The organism is Paraburkholderia hiiakae (assembly GCF_904848665.1).
Lineage (GTDB): Bacteria > Pseudomonadota > Gammaproteobacteria > Burkholderiales > Burkholderiaceae > Paraburkholderia > Paraburkholderia hiiakae.
In genome coordinates this window covers 1-20750 of the sequence record NZ_CAJHCQ010000043.1, presented here as the reverse complement: position 1 = coordinate 20750, position 20750 = coordinate 1, and the positions used below count along the sequence as shown (strand labels likewise).

20 protein-coding genes and 2 pseudogenes are annotated in these 20750 nt (G+C 62.8%); 8 read left to right on the top strand and 14 right to left on the bottom strand.

From position 1 onward, the window contains the following. Positions 1-166, top strand: a pseudogene (locus tag JMY28_RS38320) (catechol 1,2-dioxygenase); the annotation flags it as partial. Positions 167-274: 108 nt separating this feature from the next. Then, the gene (locus JMY28_RS38315; RefSeq protein WP_201701075.1) at positions 275-583 is read left to right on the top strand and encodes a hypothetical protein; all 309 of its coding nucleotides are present in this window, start codon (positions 275-277) and stop codon (positions 581-583) included. On the opposite strand, the gene JMY28_RS38310 is transcribed toward JMY28_RS38315, so the two are convergent. The 4 genes from JMY28_RS38310 to JMY28_RS38295 all read right to left on the bottom strand — a co-directional run bounded on the left by JMY28_RS38310 (position 567) and on the right by JMY28_RS38295 (position 5266). Then, the gene (locus JMY28_RS38310; RefSeq protein ID WP_201701074.1) at positions 567-1520 is read right to left on the bottom strand and encodes a PDR/VanB family oxidoreductase; all 954 of its coding nucleotides are present in this window, start codon (positions 1518-1520) and stop codon (positions 567-569) included. The genes JMY28_RS38315 and JMY28_RS38310 overlap by 17 nt on opposite strands. After that, complete coding sequence (locus tag JMY28_RS38305) at positions 1517-2578, bottom strand: aromatic ring-hydroxylating dioxygenase subunit alpha (protein ID WP_201701073.1); 1062 nt, start codon at positions 2576-2578, stop codon at positions 1517-1519. The genes JMY28_RS38310 and JMY28_RS38305 overlap by 4 nt, the downstream gene beginning before the upstream one ends. Before the next feature lie 78 nt (positions 2579-2656). After that, positions 2657-3532 (bottom strand): fumarylacetoacetate hydrolase family protein, encoded by an 876-nt coding sequence (locus JMY28_RS38300; RefSeq protein WP_201701072.1) that lies wholly within the window; start codon positions 3530-3532, stop codon positions 2657-2659. Between the two features lie 18 nt (positions 3533-3550). Beyond that, positions 3551-5266, bottom strand: coding sequence for an FAD-dependent oxidoreductase (locus tag JMY28_RS38295; protein WP_201701071.1), 1716 nt, complete (start codon positions 5264-5266; stop codon positions 3551-3553). A 16-nt stretch (positions 5267-5282) separates the two neighbouring features. On the opposite strand from JMY28_RS38295, the gene JMY28_RS38290 reads away from it, so the two are divergent. From JMY28_RS38290 to fahA, 5 genes are all read left to right on the top strand, one after another. Continuing rightward, entirely contained in the window at positions 5283-6194 is a 912-nt protein-coding gene (locus JMY28_RS38290) for a LysR family transcriptional regulator (RefSeq protein WP_201701070.1), read from the top strand. Between the two features lie 143 nt (positions 6195-6337). Beyond that, the gene (locus tag JMY28_RS38285; protein WP_201701069.1) at positions 6338-7372 is read left to right on the top strand and encodes a porin; all 1035 of its coding nucleotides are present in this window, start codon (positions 6338-6340) and stop codon (positions 7370-7372) included. 18 nt (positions 7373-7390) lie between these two features. Beyond that, a complete protein-coding gene (locus JMY28_RS38280) occupies positions 7391-8749 on the top strand; it encodes an MFS transporter (protein ID WP_201701068.1) in 1359 nt (452 codons plus the stop codon). A gap of 21 nt (positions 8750-8770) precedes the next feature. Then, complete coding sequence (locus JMY28_RS38275) at positions 8771-9709, top strand: VOC family protein (RefSeq protein WP_201701067.1); 939 nt, start codon at positions 8771-8773, stop codon at positions 9707-9709. 31 nt (positions 9710-9740) lie between these two features. Continuing rightward, a complete protein-coding gene (gene fahA / locus JMY28_RS38270) occupies positions 9741-11060 on the top strand; it encodes a fumarylacetoacetase (RefSeq protein WP_201701066.1) in 1320 nt (439 codons plus the stop codon). Positions 11061-11168: 108 nt separating this feature from the next. On the opposite strand, the gene JMY28_RS39625 is transcribed toward fahA, so the two are convergent. From JMY28_RS39625 to mhpA, 8 genes are all read right to left on the bottom strand, one after another. After that, complete coding sequence (locus JMY28_RS39625) at positions 11169-11345, bottom strand: aromatic-ring hydroxylase C-terminal domain-containing protein (RefSeq protein WP_407945589.1); 177 nt, start codon at positions 11343-11345, stop codon at positions 11169-11171. 55 nt (positions 11346-11400) lie between these two features. After that, positions 11401-12576 (bottom strand): porin, encoded by a 1176-nt coding sequence (locus JMY28_RS38265; protein WP_236597248.1) that lies wholly within the window; start codon positions 12574-12576, stop codon positions 11401-11403. 77 nt (positions 12577-12653) lie between these two features. Beyond that, the gene (locus JMY28_RS38260; protein WP_201701065.1) at positions 12654-13907 is read right to left on the bottom strand and encodes an MFS transporter; all 1254 of its coding nucleotides are present in this window, start codon (positions 13905-13907) and stop codon (positions 12654-12656) included. 166 nt (positions 13908-14073) lie between these two features. Next, positions 14074-14472 carry a nuclear transport factor 2 family protein gene (locus JMY28_RS38255; protein ID WP_201701064.1) on the bottom strand — a complete coding sequence of 133 codons (399 nt, stop codon included), beginning with the start codon at positions 14470-14472 and terminating at the stop codon, positions 14074-14076. Positions 14473-14558: 86 nt separating this feature from the next. After that, positions 14559-15488 (bottom strand): BKACE family enzyme, encoded by a 930-nt coding sequence (locus tag JMY28_RS38250; RefSeq protein WP_201701063.1) that lies wholly within the window; start codon positions 15486-15488, stop codon positions 14559-14561. Positions 15489-15501: 13 nt separating this feature from the next. After that, the gene (locus JMY28_RS38245) at positions 15502-16371 is read right to left on the bottom strand and encodes a fumarylacetoacetate hydrolase family protein (RefSeq protein ID WP_201701062.1); all 870 of its coding nucleotides are present in this window, start codon (positions 16369-16371) and stop codon (positions 15502-15504) included. 81 nt (positions 16372-16452) lie between these two features. Then, positions 16453-17394 (bottom strand): VOC family protein, encoded by a 942-nt coding sequence (locus JMY28_RS38240; RefSeq protein ID WP_201701061.1) that lies wholly within the window; start codon positions 17392-17394, stop codon positions 16453-16455. A gap of 29 nt (positions 17395-17423) precedes the next feature. Beyond that, positions 17424-18995, bottom strand: a complete 1572-nt coding sequence (gene mhpA, locus JMY28_RS38235) for a bifunctional 3-(3-hydroxy-phenyl)propionate/3-hydroxycinnamic acid hydroxylase MhpA (protein ID WP_201701060.1) — start codon at positions 18993-18995, stop codon at positions 17424-17426. A gap of 28 nt (positions 18996-19023) precedes the next feature. Between mhpA and JMY28_RS38230 the strand changes: the two genes are divergently transcribed. Then, complete coding sequence (locus JMY28_RS38230; protein WP_201701059.1) at positions 19024-19827, top strand: TetR/AcrR family transcriptional regulator; 804 nt, start codon at positions 19024-19026, stop codon at positions 19825-19827. A 61-nt stretch (positions 19828-19888) separates the two neighbouring features. On the opposite strand, the pseudogene JMY28_RS38225 reads toward JMY28_RS38230, so the two are convergent. Both JMY28_RS38225 and JMY28_RS38220 read right to left on the bottom strand, forming a co-directional pair. Continuing rightward, positions 19889-20179, bottom strand: a pseudogene (locus JMY28_RS38225) (PRC-barrel domain-containing protein); the annotation flags it as partial. Between the two features lie 63 nt (positions 20180-20242). Then, entirely contained in the window at positions 20243-20713 is a 471-nt protein-coding gene (locus tag JMY28_RS38220; RefSeq protein ID WP_201701057.1) for a lipid-binding SYLF domain-containing protein, read from the bottom strand. Positions 20714-20750: the final 37 nt, after the last annotated feature.

The window sequence follows — 20750 nt, the reverse complement described above, 5'->3', positions numbered from 1 at the left end:
CCGTGAAGAACTGATTCCTCAAGTGGTCGAAAAGACCGGTGGCACGGCGCTCGGCCTGAAAGCCGACACGTACAAGGACATCGAGTTCAACGTCACGCTCACGCCGCTGGTGCAGGGTAAGGACAACCAGCTCGTTCACCGCCTGCGCGCCGAAGCCACGGCGTAACTGGCTTGAATGGCGGCGCCTCGTTCGAGGCGCCGTCGTTCCATAGCGCCTCGACGAGGCGCGCCCTGTTAGAACTTGTGCCGCGAGCCAATGCGAAGGATCGCCTGCTTGTCCTTTGCGGAAGCGGAGGGCCCATTGATTGCAGCCACGGCGGCGTTGCCGCGTGAGGTCGAAGTGACCGCAGTCAAGCCCAAAGCGACGGCCGGGAAGAAAGTTTCAGCGAAGAAGTCAACGCCGAAGAAGCTCGCGTCGGCAGCGCAGAAAAGCGGTGGCTCGTGCGTTGACGAATTCCGGGCGCCTTTTGCGCACCCGGCGTTCTGGGCAGCCTATGCCGTATTCGGGAACTTGAGGGATGACGGCATATCGCGTGAACACGCTCATGCTGTTCCGAACGCGCTCCTCAAAGATCGAGCGTGAGACACGTACTGAAAGACCGCGAACAGCAAAGTGCGACCAGACGATTCGCCTCCCGCTCTTCGTCCGTCAAGACTTGATCGCGATGATCGGGTTTGCCATCCAGAACGGGCGTGAGGCAGGCGCCACACACGCCCTGTTCACAAACGGCGTTGACGGATATGCCTGCACGCGTGATCGCTTCAAGCATCGTCTCGCCCGGCCGCACGGGAAGGCGTCGTTTCGACGTCGCGAGATAAACCTCGAACTCCGGTCCGCTTGAATCGGTCTCGCCGCTAAAGCGCTCATGATGCAACTGCGAACCAGCAATGCCGACGCTACGCGCCGCTTGCTCGATCCAGTCTATGAAGCCGGCAGGGCCGCAAGTGTAGACGTGCGCCTCCGAAGCGCTCTCGCGCAGGGCCGACGCCGGATCAAGCGGAAGCACGTCATCATTGAAGTGCAGATGAACCGAGTCGGCAAACGGAAGATTCGCCAGTTCGTCGCGAAACGCCATTTTCAACGCTGAGCGTGCGCAATAATGGAGCGCGAACCGGCGCCCGCGAAGCCACATCGACCACGCCATGCAGATGAGTGGCGTAATGCCAATGCCTCCCGCGAACAGCCACGTCATCGGAGCCTCGACTAGCGCAAAGCAGTTGGCAGGTGCGCTGGTCATGACGACGTCGCCGTTTTGCAGTGCGTCGTGTACGACCTTTGAGCCGCCGCGACCGTCTTCGGCGCGTAACACGGCGATCCGATAACGATCGCGCTCGTCGGGGCGGCCATAAAGCGAATACGACCTGATGTGACCACCGGGCAAATGCAGATTGATATGCGCACCCGGTTCGAACGCTGGCAGAAGCCCGCCGTTCGATTCAACCAGGTCGAACGCGAGAATATCCTCGGCCACCAACCGCCGCGAAGCGACGCGAAGGGAAAGCTCAGGCTGCTCGTTCATTGCGTCTGGCCCGTTTGACCACTGCGCTCGCTCGCTTCTTTCGCGAGCAGTTCGGAGACGATGCGGCGCGCGTGCGCAAGACCGGCGTCCGACGCGATCATCACGTGCGGTGCATCGGGATTTTCATCGAGTGCGGTCTGCTGGGCCTCCACCACGATCTTGTCTTCGCCGAATGTCACGGGTAGGCTCTGCAACAATTCGGCCTTCGTGTCGGCCGCACGTTCAGGCTTACCGAGTCGCGCGCCGGACCAGAAGTAGTGTGTCGTCTTTTCGGTTTCCGGCGTTTGCAGATTGAGGCCCATGAACGCAAAGCCGCCGGCGCGATTGCCTTCTCGCGCGCCCGTGCCCGTGTCCACGGCGCCGGTATGAATGCGCACGACGGCGGGCGGAAAGAATTCGATCTCCATCCAGCGATCGACGCGCGGCGTGCCGAACGTGTGCGCCGCGAGATACGAGGGCGGAGGAACTGAATCGAGAAGCCAACGTGTGATGCGCACGCCGCTTTCGAGGCGCGTAGTGCTCATTTCGGCTTCCGAGTGCGCCTCGGGCGTGCCGCCGATCGTTCTCTGATGCACATACCCGACGTGCGTGAGATCCATCAGATTGTCGGTGATGAGCTGATAGTTGGCTTTGATGAGGTATCGGTCCTTCACCCACGTCCAGTCTGGATCGTCGTGGATCTCGTGGCGTGGAACGGTTTCGCACGTCGCCTTGCTTGCGTCGCCCATCCAGATCCAGACAATATGATCCTGCTCGACCACGCGATAGCTCGCAACCTTCGCGGAAGCGGGAATGCGCTCCTGGCCGGGGACTTTCACACATTTGCCGTGCTTGTCGAACACGAGCCCGTGATAACCGCATTGCAGATGATCGCCGACGACGCAGCCCATGGAAAGCGGCAAGCCCTTATGGCAGCAACGATCTTCCAGCGCCGCGACGGTGCCGTCTTCGAGCCGGTAGAGCACCAGCGATCGATTGAGCAGCTTGCGCGCGAGCATGCCGCCTTTTTCGATTTCGTCGGCCCATGCGGCCATGTACCACGCGTCCATCACGAACATCTTTGTCTCCTTCATGGTGGCGGAGCGACGACTCACATGCCGCTCCGCTTCTTTGCGTTGCTATTTGAGCCGGCGGTACTATTCGGCCGCGATCGCGTTCACGACAGTGCCGATACGCTCCACCTCGACCTCGACGCGATCACCGGGTTTCATGAAAAGCGGGGGCTTGCGAGCGGCGCCAACGCCAGCCGGCGTCCCGCTGACGATGACGTCTCCCGCGCGCAGGTCGAAGGCCTCGCTGACATAGGCAATGATCTGCGCGACGTCGAAGATCATCGAATCGGTGTTCGATTGCTGGACGGTTTCTCCGTTCAGACGTGTCGAGATCGCGAGGCCCTTGCCGAGCGGTGGCAACTCGTCGGCTGTCACGAGACACGGGCCAATCGAACCGCTTGAATCGAAGTTCTTGCCCATCGTCCATTGCGGCCCGCGGCGCAACTGATAGTCGCGAATCGACCCCTCGTTCGCCACGCTGTACGCGCCGACGCTCGATGCGGCTGCTTCGATGCCGAGATAGCGGCCTCCGCGCGCGAGCACAGCGACCATTTCACCCTCGTAGTCGAATGCCTCGGACACACGTGGCCGCACGAGCGGCTGCTCGTGGCCCACGAAGCTCTCGTAGCTGCGCAAAAAGATGACGGGGAAGTCGGGCTTTTGCATCTTGCTTTCGTCCGCGTGATCGGCGTAGTTGAGTCCGACGCAGAAAATGCGTGCGCCCGGTGCGACGGGTGGCAACAGCGTGAGCGCGTCCAGTGCGAGCGGCGCGGCATTGCACCCTTCGAGCGCGCGCGTGATGCTCGCGCGGGCTTTCTCGTCTAGCGAGGAAACCGATTCAGGCGTGAGCGCGAACGGTAGGTCGAGCGCCGCCACGTCGAACCAGGCGTCGCCGCGCGCGACCGCAATGCCAATGGCCGGCTGCTGCGCGGCGGGTTGCTTGAAGAAGGTAAATCGCATGGGAAACTCCAGTCGGTGTCATTGAATCGTGTGCTGCGTTCGGCCTGTCACGATGGTGAGCAACGGCGCGGCATCTGCCGGCATCGCATCGGCACGCCATGCAACGTGCTGGTCGGGACGGATCAGCACATAGCGCGCGCCGTAAAGGGCATGAAGCGCGGGGTCGCTGATCGCGAGCGTCGTGAGCGGCACGCCGAGTTCGTCGGCGCTCGCGCGCAGTGCAACTGTGTCGGTGTCGTCGCCCTGCGTGACGAGCAGCGTGAAGCCGCGGCCGAAACGGTCGTAGAGCGCGGCGCCGTACGCGGTGGAATCGGCTTCGAGCCAGTAGTGCGGTGCCCGATTGCCGGGCCGTGCGGAAGGCGTGAAGTCGCGGTAGTGGTGCGGCGGGGCTTCGGTGCCGTCACCGACGATCACCGGCGAATCGTCGTAGCGATAGCCAAGGACGACGCCGAGCGTGTCGAATTCGCGAACCTTCTCGCCGAGAATACGTTCGCGTGCCGTCGTGCGGGCGGCGTCGCCGTCCGCGCCATCCTCTTCGAGCGATTCGGTGACGAGCGATCCGGACGAGCGACTGTGATTGATGACGGCTTCCTCGATGGTGCGAAGATGCACGGGGCGCCGCTCGATACCGTAGCTGTCGAGCAAGGCGTCGCCGCCCCAGCCTTGCAACACGGCAGCGAGTTTCCAGCCGATGTCCACGGCGTCGCCGACGCCGAGGTTCATGCCGTAGCCACCATAGGGTGGGTGCAGATGGCAGGCGTCGCCCGCGAGGAACACCCGGCCTTCGCGATAGCGTTCCGCGACCAGGCGGTAGGCGGTCCAGTCGTCGGTCAACAACACTTCCGGATCGAGGTCGAGACCTGTTGCGAGGCGCAGTGCCTGCACCGGGTCTTCAAGACCCGGTTGCGGCGTGAAGCCGAAGTACCAGCGCCCGCCGTCGTCCATCGGGCCCATCACTGAGGGTGCGTCGCGATTGACGAGCCAGTAGGCGACCGCCGGCCCCAATGCGTGCTGTTCGGCGAGTTCGGGCGCGCGGAAGATGAGCATGCGGTGCTTCGACAGCGCGCCGTCGCCGATCATGCGAATGCCGAGCGCCTTGCGCGTGCCGCTGCTGGCGCCGTCCGCGGCGATCACGTAACGGCTACGAATCGTCTCAGTACCCCGTGGCGTGTCGAGCGTGAGCGTGACGCCCGCGTCGTCCTGCGTGAGCGCGGTGACGGTGTGCTGGAAGCGCAACGATGCAGCAGGCAGGTCGCGTGCGTGGTCGGCCAGGGTTTCTTCGAGCTTGTATTGGGGAATCCATTGCGCGTGCTCGGCATAGAGCGGATGCGCGCCGGGTCGGCAGAAGAAGGCGTTTTCGAAGCGCGCGAGCGCATGACCCGCAAGACGCGTGGCAAACACGATATTCGAAGGATAGTCGACGCCGAACGGCGCACGTGCGCGCAACTGATCGACGAGACCCCAGCGGCGCAGATGCTCGCAGGTGCGCACATTACATGTCTTCGCGCGCGGCGCATGGCCAACACGGTCGTTGCGCTCGACAAGCATGACGCGCACGCCGCGCCGCGCGAGTTCGATGGTGGCGGCGAGTCCGACGGGGCCGCCGCCGATCACGACGACGTCCCAGGTGCCGGGTTCAATAGGCTGGGCGTGGCTCATTTGTCTCCTTTGAAGTGGTTTTCCTGATTGACGGAGACCATGGTAGTTTTGGATAGTCCTTGTCGTATAGATCATTCATGTCATACACACTATGAAGAACGTGCATAGCGGCATCGACCATCTCGACTTTCTGCTCGTCATCGAAGCGGTGCTGGCGCACCGCACCATCACGCGCGCCGCGCAGGCGCTCGACGTCAGCCAGTCGGCGCTGAGCCACACGCTCACGCGATTGCGCGAGAGGCTTGGCGATCCGCTTTTCGTGCGCGTTGGCGGCGAAATGCAGCCCACACCGCTCGTGGCGCGGCTCGCGGACCCAATCGGCCGCTCGCTGCGCATCATTCGCGACGAGGTGCTGAGCGCCCCCGAATTCGACCCGGCGACGACGACGCGCGTGTACAACATCTGTGTCGGCGAAGTCGGGGCATTCGTCATCGTGCCGCGCGTCGTGCGTCTGTTGCGCGAGCGCGCACCGCACGCGCGTGTCGTGGTCCTCGATCTCGCACGGCACGAGATCGGCAGCGCGCTCGAAGACGGGCGGCTCGATGTCGTGATCGGGTATTACCCGGAGCTGAAGACCAGCATCTATCAGCAGTTGTTGTTCACGCGCACGTTTGTCGGGATCGTGCGAGACGACAATCCCCATATCGGGCAGCGGCTCACGCTACGCCAGTTGCGTTCGGTTTCGATCGTCAGATCGCCGGGCACCAATGCGATCAATCGCTGGCTCGACAGCAAGCTGAGCGGCGCCGACCGGGCGGACATCGTCATGGAGATGCCGTATGTCATGGCGCTCGCGCCGATTCTCGCGGAAACCGACTGGATGGGCATCGTGACCGAAGAACTCGTCCCCGCATTTCGCAAGCTCGCGCCATTGCGTCCTGTTGACCTGCCGACGGATCTGCCACGCATTTCCGTGCGGCAGCACTGGCATCGGCGCTTCAAGGACGACGTGCCCAACCGCTTCATTCGCCAGGTCGTCTACGACGCTATCAACAAGCCCTGAGTGCCCGCGCTGGCACTATGAAAATTTGTCATTCCGTGTATGACGCCGGCTCGATTGACTCATATTCATCGCATTCGTAGTCTTCTCTCCGAGCGGCACGCCAGGACGTGCAGCCAACAAATAAAACCATGGAGACAACGTCGATGAAGCGCGCGTTCGCCGTGGCTGCCTGTGCAATCGTCACTTGCCAGGCCCACGCACAAAGTAGTGTTACGTTGTATGGAATCCTCGACGCCGGCGTGCAATACCTCACCAATGCCGACAAGAACGGCGCCAGCCAGTGGTCGCTGGCTTCGGGGCCGAATCAACCCTCGCGCTTTGGCTTGACGGGTCGCGAGGACCTGGGTGGAGGCTATGCCGCGATCTTCCGCCTCGAGAACGGCTTCAATATCAACAACGGCAGTGTTGCCACGACGACCTCATTTTTCAACCGCTTTGCCTATGTCGGCGTCGACACGCCAGCGGGCACGCTCACGTTCGGGCGGCAGGGCAGCGTGCAGTTCGACAAGACCGTTCTCTACGATCCGTTTTACTACGCGTCCATTTCGCAGCTCTCGTTGAACGCGGCGCCCATCGCGACGTTCAAGATCAACAACATGGTGAAGTTTCAGTCGGTGCCGGTGGCCGGCTTCAATGTCGATGCCGCGTATTCGTTCGGGCAGCAACTGCCGGGTTCCAATACGGCGGGACGGTATATGGGCATTGCGCTCGAATACTCAAAAAATGCGTGGGCAGCACGTGCACTCTATGAAGAAGCGCGCGGGTCCGTCACAGGCACGACCGATCAATCGTCGCTCGTCGACCGGCGTGCGAGCGTGGCGGGCGCCTATCGCGGCCAGATTCTCACGGTATTTGCCAACTACACCCATGTCATGGGAGATCTGCATCTGAGCCCGAACGGCGACATTTATAGCGTCGGCGCCGCGTGGCAGGCCACGCCGTTCCTGCGCTTCGCCGGTGCCGCCGGACTTTATCACCGCAGCTTTCTTCCGGGTACGCCAAAGCTTTTCAACGCGATGGCGCAGTACTTTCTCTCGAAGAGCACATCGTTCTACGCGATCGGCGGCTACATCATCAATTCGGGCGACAACGCGTATAGCGTTCTCTATCCGAACCCGACGGCCATTCCCGGGCAGACGCAGCTCGGCATCGCGATCGGCGTCGATCACCGCTTCTGAACTTTTTCGCCTACGCTCATGAACGCATCCACTCCTGTCAATCTCACCCGGCTCATCGACGAGCGGCCGATCGGGCGCACGCAGATCGTTACGTTTCTGTTGTGCGCGACGGTTGCATTTCTCGACGGCCTCGATTCGCAGTCGATCGGTATCGCCGCGCCGTTCATCGCACGCGCGTTGTCGCTCGACAAGAGCCAGCTTGGCGTCGTGTTCTCGGCTGCTGTGATCGGGGCCGTTCTGAGTGCCATGCTGCTGGGCTCGCTCGCCGATCGCATCGGTCGCAAGCGCGTGTTGATCGGCTCCGTCGCGTTGTTCGGTTGCGGCACGATTGCGACCGCCTATGCCTCGTCGTACGCATCATTGCTCTCGTGGCGCGTGCTTTCCGGCGTCGGGCTCGGTGGCGCGGTGCCGTGCTTTCTCGCGCTTGCTTCCGAATACGCACCGCGCCGCCGACGCGCGACTATCACCAGCCTGCTGTGGTCGGCGTTTCCGCTCGGCGGAATGGCAGGTGGTTTCGCCAATGCGTATCTGCTTCGTCACTTCGACTGGCACGTGATCTTCATTGTCGGCGGCGTGTTGCCGTTGGTGCTTGCCGTCGTCCTTGCGGCGATGCTGCCTGAATCAGCGGGCTTTCTCGCCGAAGGCAAAGACGTCCGGCATGAAGCGTCGTTCGATCGGCTCGTGGCACGCCTCGGATTGCCGACCGACGTGCGTTATGTCGTCGACACGCACAGGCCGGAAGGCGCGCCTTTGCGGCACCTTTTTTCCGATGGCCGTTGCACGGCGACCGCGCTTCTCTCGCTCACGTTCTTCATGGCGTTTGGCACCCTGGCTGTCACCGTGCTCTGGATGCCGGTGTTGCTGCGTGCCGATGGCATGCAGGCTTCGGATACGGCGATCGTCATCGGATTTCACGGACTCGGTGCGTTGATCGGCATGGCGATCGTGGGACGCTTGATCGAGCGATTCGGCGGTGCGCGCGTGCTCGTGCCTTCGCTCATCGTCGGCGCGGTAGCCACGTTCGTCACGGGATACGCGGGCGCCGAGTTGACCGCCGCGAGCATCGCGGTTGCGTTGATAGGCGTATTTGTCGGGCTCGGTGCGTCAGGCGCAATCGCGCTTTGCGTGCTGTTCTATCCGGCCCAAATGCGCTCGACGGGCGTGGGCTGGTCAATGGGCATGGGGCGCCTCGGGCAGGTCGTGGCGCCCATTGCCGTGGGCGCACTCGTGCAACATGGCTTTACGACTGCACAGGTCCTGATTGTCGTTGCCATCGCTCCGATCGTGGCCGCACTGGCCATCGCCCTGATGGGTGTCGCGCGACTTCTGCCGGCGCGGGGCGCGACGTCGGCCCCCGGTGAACTGGTGAGCCATTGATCAATGAACGGAGTCGATACGATGCATGACGATACTCACTTCGCGAGGCGCCTCGGCGTTCATTCCATCGGCGGCTTTTCGCTGATCGTGCCGTGCCTCGACGAGGCGCGCGACTTTTACGAAGCGTTCGGGCTAGACGTCCTTGCGACAGAAAGTGGCCTCGAACTGCGCACGTGCGATGGCTGGCGTTGGGGCCGCGTTGTCGAAGGTGAGCGCAAACAGCAGCGCCATATCACGCTGCATTGTCACGCTCGCGATTTCCGCGCGCTGTGCGAACGTTTGGCGAGCCACGGTGTGCGTTTCGAAGAAGCGCCATCGTGGGCCGATGATCGCGAAGGCGCATGGTTTCGCGATCCCGACGAGCTGCTTCTCGAACTGCGCGCCGGCGAAAAAACGACGCTCGACGACGCAATTCGTACGCCTTTGCCGATGCCGCGCGACGGCGTTCGGGCGGCGCCGGGGCGCCACGACCGCACAGCCGTGCGCCCGACGAGGCTATCTCACATCATGCGTTTTACGCCGGACGTGCCGCGCTCGCTCGCGTTCTACAGCCAGATACTGGGTCTGCGTCTGTCTGATCGATCGGGTGATGCTGTGGCCTTTCTGCATGGGCCGCACGGCAGCGATCATCATCTGATGGCCTTCGCGAATTCGCGCGGGGCAGGTTTGCATCACCTGAGCTGGGACGTGCCTACCGTGGAAGACGTGGGACTCGGCGCAATGCAGATGGCCGAGCGCGGATATGCAAAGGGGTGGGGCATTGGCCGGCATGTGCTCGGCTCCAACTATTTCTTCTATGTTGCCGACCCGTGGGGCAGCTTCAGCGAATACAGCGCTTATATGGACTTCATTCCGGCATCGGTCGATTGGCAGGGCGGTGATCACGAACCGGAAGATTCGTCGTACCTGTGGGGCCCCGAAGTGCCTGCGTTCATGCGTGAGAACCATGAGATCGATTGATTCTATGGATTGAATCAGGATAACTATCAAAATGAATCTGGATTTCACACACAACGCCCTCGCTTCGAGTTGGGTGACAAGCGCGAATGCGCCCGCATGCGACTTCCCCATTCAAAACTTGCCGCTCGCCATGTTCAGGCGCACTGGGTCCAACGAGGCGTTTCGTGCAGGCATGGCCATCGGCGATCGCGTGATCGATCTCGCGATGCTCTCGCAAGCTCCGGAGCTCGAAGCCTCATTGCGCGCCGCGCTGATTGCGTGTGCGGCGCCGACGCTAAACGGTTTCCTGGCGCTCGGAAGCGCCGCGTGGACGGGACTGCGGCACGGCATGTTCAGACTCCTCGCGCGCGATGCAAATCCCCGGGCTCGTCAGATCGTGGAGGCAGCGCTCGTGCCGATGGGGGCAGTGGAATACACCGTGCCGGTGAGAATTGGCGATTACACCGACTTCTATACGTCGCTCGATCACGCCCGCAATGTCGGACGCCTGATTCGCGAAGGCGACCCGGTCACGGACAATTTCCGCTGGATACCGATTGCCTATCACGGCCGTGTTTCGTCGATAGGCGTGAGCGGGCAGCAGGTCTATCGGCCTCACGGCCAGTCGATGAAGAACGGCAGCCCCGCACCGACCTACGGTCCTTGCGAAAAGCTCGACTACGAACTCGAGCTCGGCCTCTACGTGGGGCGCGCAACTCCACGCGGCAGCACGCTGAGCGTAGACGAAGCCGAGGGGCATCTCTTTGGAGTGTGCCTGCTCAATGACTGGTCCGCGCGCGACATTCAATGGTGGGAAATGGCACCTCTCGGGCCGTTTCTCGCAAAGAATTTCGCGACCACGATTTCGCCGTGGATCGTCACGCTCGATGCGCTCGCACCCTATCGTCGGCATTGGACTCGCGCCGATAACGATCCGCAACCGCTACCGTACCTCGAATCGACAGCGAATCGCGAGCAAGGGGCGTTGGATGTGCGGCTCGAAGTCCATCTTCACTCGGCTGCCCAACGCAACGCGGGGCGCCCGTCGGCGCGCTTGAGCGGTACGACGTTCTCGCACCAGTACTGGAGCGTTGCGCAAATGCTCGCCCATCATACGAGTGGTGGATGCCCGATGAACGTGGGCGACCTGATTGGGACGGGGACCATTTCCGGACCCGGGGAAGGCGAGGCGGGCGCGTTGATCGAATTGTCACGATCGGGAAAGACGCCAGTCGATATCGGCAACGGCGAAGTGCGCTCCTTCGTCGAAGACGGGGATATCGTCATTTTGCGAGGGTGGTGCGAGCGTGACGGGTTTGCGAGAATCGGCTTTGGCGAGTGTCGAGGTGAAGTTGTGGCGATGCCTGCATAGATTTCCGTGGTTGCGACGGAAGGTGCAGCGAGCCTTCCGCCGACATGATGCCGATTGAGACCGGCAGCCGACGTATCGTGCAAATCTTGAGAAGTTTGACGTTGACTGTCAGTCGCGATTCAGTATCTGGCGCAAAGCCGCGGCCAGCATCGCTTCGGGGTCAGCGACCGCGCCATGCGACCGGAAGCCGATATAGCGGTCTGGACGAACCAGTATCGCTCCGTCTGCCGAAATCTCGCGCTGTTTGGTCCAGGCGCAGCGCGCAGCGACATAATCGCCATCCAGACCCAGTATTGCCAGATGAGCCGGGCCGGTCGAACTCCGACGAACGCGGGATGGTTCAGAACATCATGCGCATCCCGACGTTGGCGCCGAACGTCGTACCAGCCGGTAACCCCGGATTGCCGATCGGCTTCATTGCGCCAACGCCGCTGCCGAGGCTCTCGACGGTGAGGCCGGAGCCCAGGCACGCGCCATCGGCTGAACAGGTGTTGTGGACCATTCCAACCTGCGCATACAGTGCAGTGCGCTTCGAAAGGAAGAACTGCGCGCCCAGCGCAGCCGTCAGGGAGTGGTCCCCCGAATTCACACGGTCATCCTGGTAGTACAGGCCCAGGTTCACGTCGAGTTGAGGCAGAACGAAGTAGTCGGCGCCCGCGCTGTAAAGGTTCACGTTCGTACTCGTGCTGCTGACGGTCGTCGGCTGGCCGCCTTCGCTAGCCCGGAAGTTCGTGAAGGACGCCTTCGCCGTCAGGCTGCCGAACTTGTAGCTGCCGCCTGCTGTCCATGCGCGGACATTGGCAAGGAGCAGCGGAAATATCTCGGGCGGGAGTGTGGGATTCAGCGCGTTGTTGACGCTGAGATAGGCGGTCGTCAGCAGGACGGTACCGTTCGTGTAACGCGCGCTGAGCGAGTACGAGCGGCCGTTCTGGAAGGAGCCCGCCACACCGCCCAGGCCGAACAGGCCGCTGGCTTCGAAGCCGCCGAGGTTGGGTGTGCTGTACGACACTGCATTGGGCATGATGATGGCGGCGACCAGGCTGTTGTCGAGCAGCGGCGTCAGCACGCTGCCGAACTGGGCCACGCCTCGCGGGTCGAGGTCGTACATCGCATTGAAGAACGGTGAATACTGCAGGCCCGCCGAAAGCGTGCCGAAGCGGCCTTTCAGGCCGACATAGGCGAGGCGGTTGAACAAGCTGTTGTTCGCCGGGCTGTCATGGCCGCCGTTGCCCACGCTGAAGCCGCTCTCCAGGTTGAAGATGGCCTTCATGCCGCCGCCAAGGTCCTCCTCGCCCTTGATACCCCACAGCGAGGGCAGATAGCCGCCGTTGGTGAGCGAAACCTGGCTTTTGGTACTCGTTGCGGTGCCGTTGAAACCCGGCGTGGAGCGGCTTAGATACATCAGGCCCGCGTCGACGATGCCGTAGAGGGTCACGCTGCTCTGCGCATAGGCGGCGCCCGCCGGGCACAGCATGGCCGCTGCAACGCAAGCTCCGATAGAAAGCTTTCTGGACATTCCGTAAGTCTCCTTCCTTTTTTATTTCGATCAGGACTGCAAAAATATCAAGCTATCCGTGTAGCGGCCGTGCCAACTCAGGCGACGTTCGTCGCCGCAACGGATTCGATCTGCGCCGGCGCCGTTTCCCTGAGCGCGAGCACGATCAGCAGACCCGCGCCCATGGCCCCGATCGCGAGGTACGGTATGCATTGGATGCCGAAGTGCACGGCGAAATGGCCGCCGATTGCCGGGGCGATGCCGCCTCCGAAAATTTCTCCGATCCCGATTACGGAACCCGAGGCAGCGGTTGCCAGGTGCGGCGGCACGGACTCGGTGCTGGCCGGACCGACCGTGAGCGTGGTCAGGCTCATCAGGCAGAACACCGCCGCGAACATCAGGCCGTACAGGAGCGTCACGTTGGCGCCTGAGCGGGCGAACACGACGAAAGAGACAAGCGCGCCGAACACGGATACGACCATCACGGGCTTGCGGCCGAACCGGTCCGAGAGCGCTGGCATCACGGCAGTCCCCAGTGCGCCGCCCGCGCCGATCGCCGAGAGCACGTAGCCAATCTGGGATAGATCGAGATGCAGGTAGTCCGAAAGGTAGTTCGGCAGGAAGGCGCCGATCACGGTGATGGCCATCATCCAGCAGAGCATGGCGAGCATCCCGAGGCGCACGTTACGGTAGCGAAGGACTTCGCGCCATGCCGACTGGCTCGCGCCCGTGGAAGCCGCATGCGACTGCGCATCGGGGGCTTCCGGATCTGTGTTGCGCAGGACTCGCCCCATCAGGAACGCGAGCACGAACCCGGGTACGGCCATGATGGCGAAGACCGCATGCCAAGGCACCCAGCGCAACAGTTGCATGACGACAATGGGCGCGAGGCACAGACCGAACAGCGGCCCCGCGGCCTGCTGGAGGCCGATGTTGAGACCATGCCGGTTCGGGCGCGATGCATTGAGGGTGGCGGTGATGCAGGCGGGCGCATAGGCGCCTTCGGCGAACCCCATGAGGGCGCGGATCGTGAGCAGGCTGGCGACGCCTCCGGCAAGACCGCTCGTTCCGACTAGCAGCGAGAATGCGAGGAGAGCGGGAATGATGACTTTACGATGCCCGTAACGATCCGAAAAGCGGCCGGTGAACATCGCAGACAAGCCCCATGCCACCGACAGAATGCCCGTGAGATAACCAAGGTCGCGATAGTCGAGACCCATGTCCTTCATCATCACCGGGAAGAGCGGCATGATCAGGAAGCGGTCGGCCGTGACGAGTCCGAAGCCGATAGCGAGCAGCGCGACGACGCGCCATTCGTACCGCGTGTCCCATCCGTCTTTCGAGTCCTTCATCTTGTCTCCATGAATTGTTGTGGTGTCCGTCTACGGCAGTAGACGAAATTGCGTCATACGTTATTGCTTAGTCTTACTATTAATTGGCGGGGGCTTCGGGCCACGAATGAAGAAGGCCCGAGCGTTGTGCGATGGGGGCCACGCAGTCTGGCCGCGTGGCGGGGCGTCAAGTTGGTCGATTGGCGGTGCCGGGCAGAAATCCATGGAACGCGACCACGCGCCATGCATCTGCGGTGCGTATCCAGACGATTTCGTAGTGACTTGCCACAGAAAGCGCGCGCTCGGGCGTCCTCACGCGCGCGGTCATGGTTCCGCGCAACAGCGCGAAGCGTTCGCGCACCGCGATTTCGACGACCTCGGTCGACAGTTCCTCGTAGCGGACTGCTCCGTCGTCGAGCTTGCCGAGGTAGCTGGCGCGGCTATCGCGCGTTCCCGTCGAATGGACATAGACGAGGCCTTCGTCGAGGATATCGCGCAGGGCCGCTGTGTCCGCCGCGAGCATCGCAAGCCGGCGTCGTTCTTCCAGCGCCCGTAGTTCTTCGGCTACGCGCCGTGTATCGTTCATCGAACTCTCCATCCTGTCTGGCCGTGCCGGATGCGAAGGCCTGGGACGCGCCGGCTGGACCGTCCCGGGTCTTCGCACGGCAGGCTTTAGAGTCGAACCTTGTCGCGGCCCTTGAGGCCCAGCATCTGACGGGCTTCGTCGGGCGTGGCGATTTCAAAACCGAGCCGCGTGAGGAGGTCGCGAATCAGCGTGACCTGCTCGGCATTCGATGTCGCGAGTCGGCCCGGGCCGATCGTGAGCGAGTCTTCGAGGCCCACGCGCACGTTGCCGCCCATCAGGGCCGCCTGAGTAATCAGCGGGAGCTGATTCCTGCCTGCGCCCAGCACCGACCACTGGTAGCCGTCGCCGAAGAGCTTGTCTGCGATGCGCTTCATATGGACGAGATTTTCGGGGTCCGGGCCAATTCCGCCGAGAATGCCGAAGATGAACTGCAGGAAGATCGGGCCCTTCACCAGCCCGCGATCGACGAAGTGCTTGAGGTTGTACAGGTGCCCGACGTCATAGCACTCGAATTCGAAGCGAGTGCCGTGCACCTGGCCGAGCCGCGTGAACACTTCCTCGATATCGGCGAACGTATTGCGGAAAATCGCGTGGCGTGTGCCTTCGATGAACTGCCGCTCCCATTCGTGCTTGAACGTCTTGAGCTTGTCGAGCACAGGGAAGATCGCGAAGTTCATCGAGCCCATGTTGCACGAGGCCATTTCCGACGACACGTCGAGCGCGCCTGCAAGGCGCTCGTCGAGCGTCATGTTGACCGCGCCGCCGGTGGTGATGTTGATCACGGCGTCGGTTGCCGCATGGACCTCCGGGAGGAATTGCCGGTAGGCCTCGGGGGAGAAGGCCGGGCGCCCGTCCTCGCCGTTGCGCGCATGCAGATGCAGGATCGCCGCGCCGGCTTTGGCCGCGGCGATCGCTTCGCGCGCGATGTCCCCCGGCGTGACGGGAAGGTACGGCGACATGCTCGGTGTGTGGATTGAGCCCGTAATCGCGCAGGTAATGATGACTTTTCGTGCCAAAGTGTGTGCTCCTTCAGACGGGTTCCGCTACGACGACATTCTCGATGTGACCCACGCCGTCGATTTCCACGCGCATGACATCGCCGATATTCAGGAAGCGCGGCGGCTTGTGCGCGCCGCCGACGCCTGAGGGCGTGCCCGTTGCGAGTACGTCGCCCGGTTCGAGCGTCATCACGGTCGACAGGTAAGCGATCTGTTGCCAGACGTTGTAGATCATCTCGCCGGTGCTCACTTCCTGCCGGCATTCGCCGTTCACCAGCATGCGCATCCTGAGTGCATGCGGGTCCGCGATCTCGTCGGGGGTCACGAGCCAGGGACCGAACGGGCCATGCGTGTTGAACGACTTGCCGAGCATCATGGTCGGCGAGCGCATCTGCCAGTCGCGCACGGAAACGTCGTTGCAGACCACATAGCCCGCGACGACCGAGGCAGCCTCCGCTTCTGACACATGGCGGCAGCGACGTCCGATCACGACGCCAAGCTCTGCCTCGTAGTCGAGCTTGTCCGACACCTTCGGCATATGCACGGGATCGAACGGACCGTTCACGCACGACACCTGCTTGTTGAACCAGACCTGGCTGTCCGGCACCTGGATTCCGGCCGCTTTTGCCTCTTCCACGTGACGGCGGTAGTTCATGCCGATGGCGAGAAACTTCGACGGATTCGGTACAGGCGCTTCGAGACGCACGTCGGCGAGTGGGTAGGTCACGGCGTCGGCGAGGCGAATCGCTGTCACGCGCTGCATCAGCGCCGGACCACCCTGGAGCAGTTCGAGCATCGTGCCGGGCAAGCTGCGGTCGCTTGCCGGCAGGTCGACCACCTGGTCGCCTTCGATCTTGCCGATCGAGCTGCGACCGCGACATTGAAATGTAACCAGCTTCATTGCAGTTTTTCCTGAGAAGTAAGGACTGGCAATCGCCGTGCGCGCAGCGAGGCGATTGCCATGACTGACGGGGGCGGTGCTTCAGGCGCCCTGTTCGGAGTTTTCGACGAAGATGACGGGCAAGTCCGGGCCCCACAGGTACATGGAATCCTCCGGAGCGTGGTCCAGTGCGACCCAGTCCGCCGAAGCGGGGATATAGTCCATGGTCGCGCTGTATTCCGAAAAGCTGCCCCATGGGTCCTGCACGTAATAGAAGTAGTTCGAGCCGAGCACGTGACGGCCGATCCCCCAGCCGTTCCGGTAGCCGGCAGCGTTCATTTGCATGTAGCCGAGGCCCACTTCTTCAACCGTGGGCACGTCCCAGCTCAGATGATGAAGCGCGGGGCCGGAGCTTGCCGCGAGCGCGAACAGGTGGTGGTCTCCGCCATGCGGTGCATGGATGAAGGCCACGCCGTCGCCGGATCGGTCCGAGAGGCGCAGGCCAAGCACGCGCTCGCAGAAGTCGATCTGGGCTGGCACGCCTGGCGTGGCGAACGCGATGTGTGAGAGACGGGTGGGCCGTACCGGCGGTGTGTTGCGCCGGTACGGCGCGCACCGCACACCGTCCACCGGCAGCGGCGGATTCCAATGCGCGGCCTCGTCGAGCGTCGTCTTTAGACCGGCGCGGATCTGCAGTGGCATGCCATCGGGATTGCGGATCCAGAAGCCGGACGGGTCCGCATCGGGCGGCGGCACGATCGCGTCGACGCCAGCTGAGCGCGCGCGGTCGCGCAATGCCTCGAGATCGTCCTCGAAGCAGTGCAGCGTGAGCCATTCGAACTTCTTGCGTGCACCTTCGCGCAGACGGCCCCATATGTGCGGCGAACCGAAGGTGCGAATCGACAGTCCATTTTTGCCGTCGGACTGGACGTCGAGGCCGAATGCAGTGTAGAAGCGCCTTGCCTCGTCGAGCGAAGGTACTGTCATGCGGAACTCGCCGATGGAGTGAATGCCGAGGCGGTCGGGCCGGCGATTTTGCGTCATGTCTTTCTCCTGGTTGAGTGGAGGCGTGCTTAGCAGGCCGGTTCCATCGCGTGGCGCCACGCGTCGACGAGCGGGTTGAGGTCGGCGGCGGTGCGGGCCGCGCCATAGCTGTAGAAGTCGGGCCGGGCGAGCAGGGCAACCACGTCGTGTTGCGCGAAGTACTCGCTGTAAATGCCGTCGACGTCGGCGAAGCCGTCCGGGCCGAATTGCGTGACGATCACGCCTTGCTCGCTCAAGGCCTGCCGGTTCTCGTGACTCAGGCGATCAAGCGTGCCCTGATCGCGCGCGATCAGGGCGAAGCCCGCGCCGAGCACGTCGTCGAACAATCCCCGTTTGCCGTTTAGCTCGATCGCACCCTGCGGCGTGAGCCATCCGCTGCCCGGCGAATGCGGATCGTAGAGGCCCGCGCCGAGACGCGGCCGCGGTGCGTCGGGCGGCTGGAAGCCAGGCGTGGCTTGCGCGGCGAGCATCTCACGGTCTCGCGCGGCGGCGGCTTCGGGATCCGTGATGCAGATCACCTTGCCGAGCCCGATCGAGAAGTCGATGATTTCGCGCACGTGGTTCAGGCGCTCCGGGCCATAGCTGTCCAGCAGTCGATCGCCGCCCTTGCCGCGCAGAATCGTGTTCAGGCGCCATGCAAGCGCGGCGGCGTCGCGCAGTCCGCTGCACATGCCCTGGCCCGCGAACGGAGGCATCAGATGAGCCGCGTCACCCGCGAGCAGCACCTTGCCCGCGCGCCATTGCTGGGCCCAGCGCCCGCGGAAGGTGTAGACGGCGTGGCGTTCGAGAAGCGCGTTCCGCGGCGTGACATCCCAGTGCGAGAGCAGATCCCATGCAACGGACTCCTGGTTCATCTGCTCCGCGGTTTCGCCGGGCAGCAGCATGAACTCCCAGCGCCGACGCCCAGGGCCGCCTGGCACGATTGTGGTCGGGCGTGCCGGGTCGCAGAGCTGCCATGTCTTGGGAATCCACTCGCGTGGTTCGGTTGGCTGGATGTCCACGACGAGCCAGTCGAATGCAAAGCCAAGGTCCTCAAACTCGATGCCGGACATGGTGCGCACGACCGAGTTCGCACCGTCGGCGCCGATCAGGTATCGCGCGTGGACGGTGTCGGTGTCGCCGGTTGCGGTCCATTTGCCATTCTCGATCCGGCCGGCTTCGATCTCGAGGCGCACGCCCTGCGCATCCTGCTGCAGCGTGGTGGCCGACCAGCCCGGGAGAATGGTCACGTTGGGCAATTGCCTCACGTGCGTGTCGAGCACACGTTCGAGCTGCGGCTGGGAAAACATGCTGGCGACCGGCCAGCCGCTCAGGCCCCGGCCGCCCCAGTTGAAGTCCATGAGGACCTCGCGGCTGGCGTTGAGCCACTGGTATCGGTCGGTGATCTCCGCGATGAGCTTGATATCATTCATGACACCGGAGGCCTGAAACAGGCGGGCAATCTCATGGTCGTAGTGGACCGCGCGCGGAAGCGGGTACAGATCGGGCCAACGTTCGATCACCGTGACCCGGTGCCCGGCGCGTCCCAGCATCAGGGCGAGCAGCTGACCCGTCGGCCCGTAGCCGACGATCGCCACATCGACGCGTTTGTCTGCCTGCATTTCTTCTCCTGAATTGAGGTTATTAAAAATGACAAAAGCGTATAAATTGGATGGTATTGTCAACGTGACGAAGCAGTCCAGGCAAATGGGGGAAACCCGGGGAGGAGCGTTGGCAGCAAAAAAATCGAAGGTACGGCCCGTGGTTACCGAGGCCGCGACAGAAGACCATCGCGTGCGCACCGGGGCCGTACGGCGGGAGGCGACGCGCCGCAAGCTGTTGAGCGCGGCGGTCGAAGTATTTGCGCAGAAAGGCCCGGATGGGGCGTCGATCGACGATTTCCTCGCGGCAGCGGGTGTCGCACGGGGGACGTTCTACAACTACTTCAAGACGACCAGCGAGTTACTCGATGCCGTGACCGCCGAGCTTAACGACGAGGTCATTCTTGCCATCGAGCATTGCGTCGCGGTGATCGACAACCCCGTCGAGCGGCTCTGGACGGGTTGCCTGATATTCATCCATGTGGCGGTGATGCATCCGGCGTGGGGGGCTTTCATCACGCGCACCGGGGTGCGTGAAGCGGCGAGCGGGCGACTGACGAATATCTATTTGCCGCGCGACCTGTCGGCCGCGCTCGAGCGCGGGATGGTGAAATATACGAATGCGCGGGCCGCCAAGGATCTGGTGCTCGGCGCGATCCACCAGAGCATCGAAACCGTGCTCTCCGGCGCAGCCCCAACAGATCACCCGCGCGCCGTCATGCGGCTTGCGCTCAGCGCGCTTGGCGTCACGCGGGCGACACTCGATCGGCTCGACAGCCAGCCGCTTCCCGATCTCGACTTGCCCGATGGGTTGAGGTCGCTTGAGACCGCGAAAGGTGAAATAGTAAGGTAGGATTACTACACAATTGACGAGCGGGGCCATGGCATCATCAGCCCCATCGTGCCGTTGCTGGGTACTCGATCTCGTGCTGGCGCGATACCGGCTTGTGCGCGTCGAGCGTCGGGCTGTCACGTACCTGTTGCCGCGTCAGCTTGACATAGACTGTACTGGATGACCAGTCCACGTGTTTGAGCGAGTAAGGCGAAACGAGCACCTGTCTGTCATGAAGCCAGTTTCCGGTCTCGACTACGAGGTAACGGATGCCCCATGTCTCATCGTCGAAATAGACCTGATTGATGCTGCCGATCTCACCGTCCGAAGCACGGACGTCGCATCCGTGCAGATCCTTTATGCTTCGCAACATGTCGCCTCCATGATGTCAAAACCGGCGCAGCAATGGCATTCGAAGCGCCGGCCGCCACATCAATCAGAGTGAATTGAGCCGCGTGACTTTGGTGCCTTCGAGCGATGCACCGGCCATCAGGCCGGTGTTCGTCAGCACGAGCGCTTCGACCTGGCCGGTCACGGTGCTCGTGTCAACGTTGCCGTTTGCGCCTACCTTCAGAACGGCGACAGAGGCATCTCCACCCGCAGACCAACCATCCGTGCTGCGAAACCGCCTGAGCGATTCGTCGGTCATGAACAGGAAGACGATTGCACGCGACTGGGCGCCGATCTGCCAGCCGACTGATGCGGTCGCCGTGCTGTAGTAGCCGACCGTATGACCATTCGCGCGCAGTGATCCTTCGCCGTCGAATCCAGGCTCGATGCGGTACGACACCGTACAAATTCGTTGTCCGATCTGTTGAATCGAGGGATCGAAGTACGCGACAGGAATCGCGGCGCAGAGCGCAGGAAAGTCCTGCACCGTACAGACGTGAAACCGCATGCGTTGCATGATCGGGGTTCGCGCGAGGGACCTCTCTCGTGTCAGT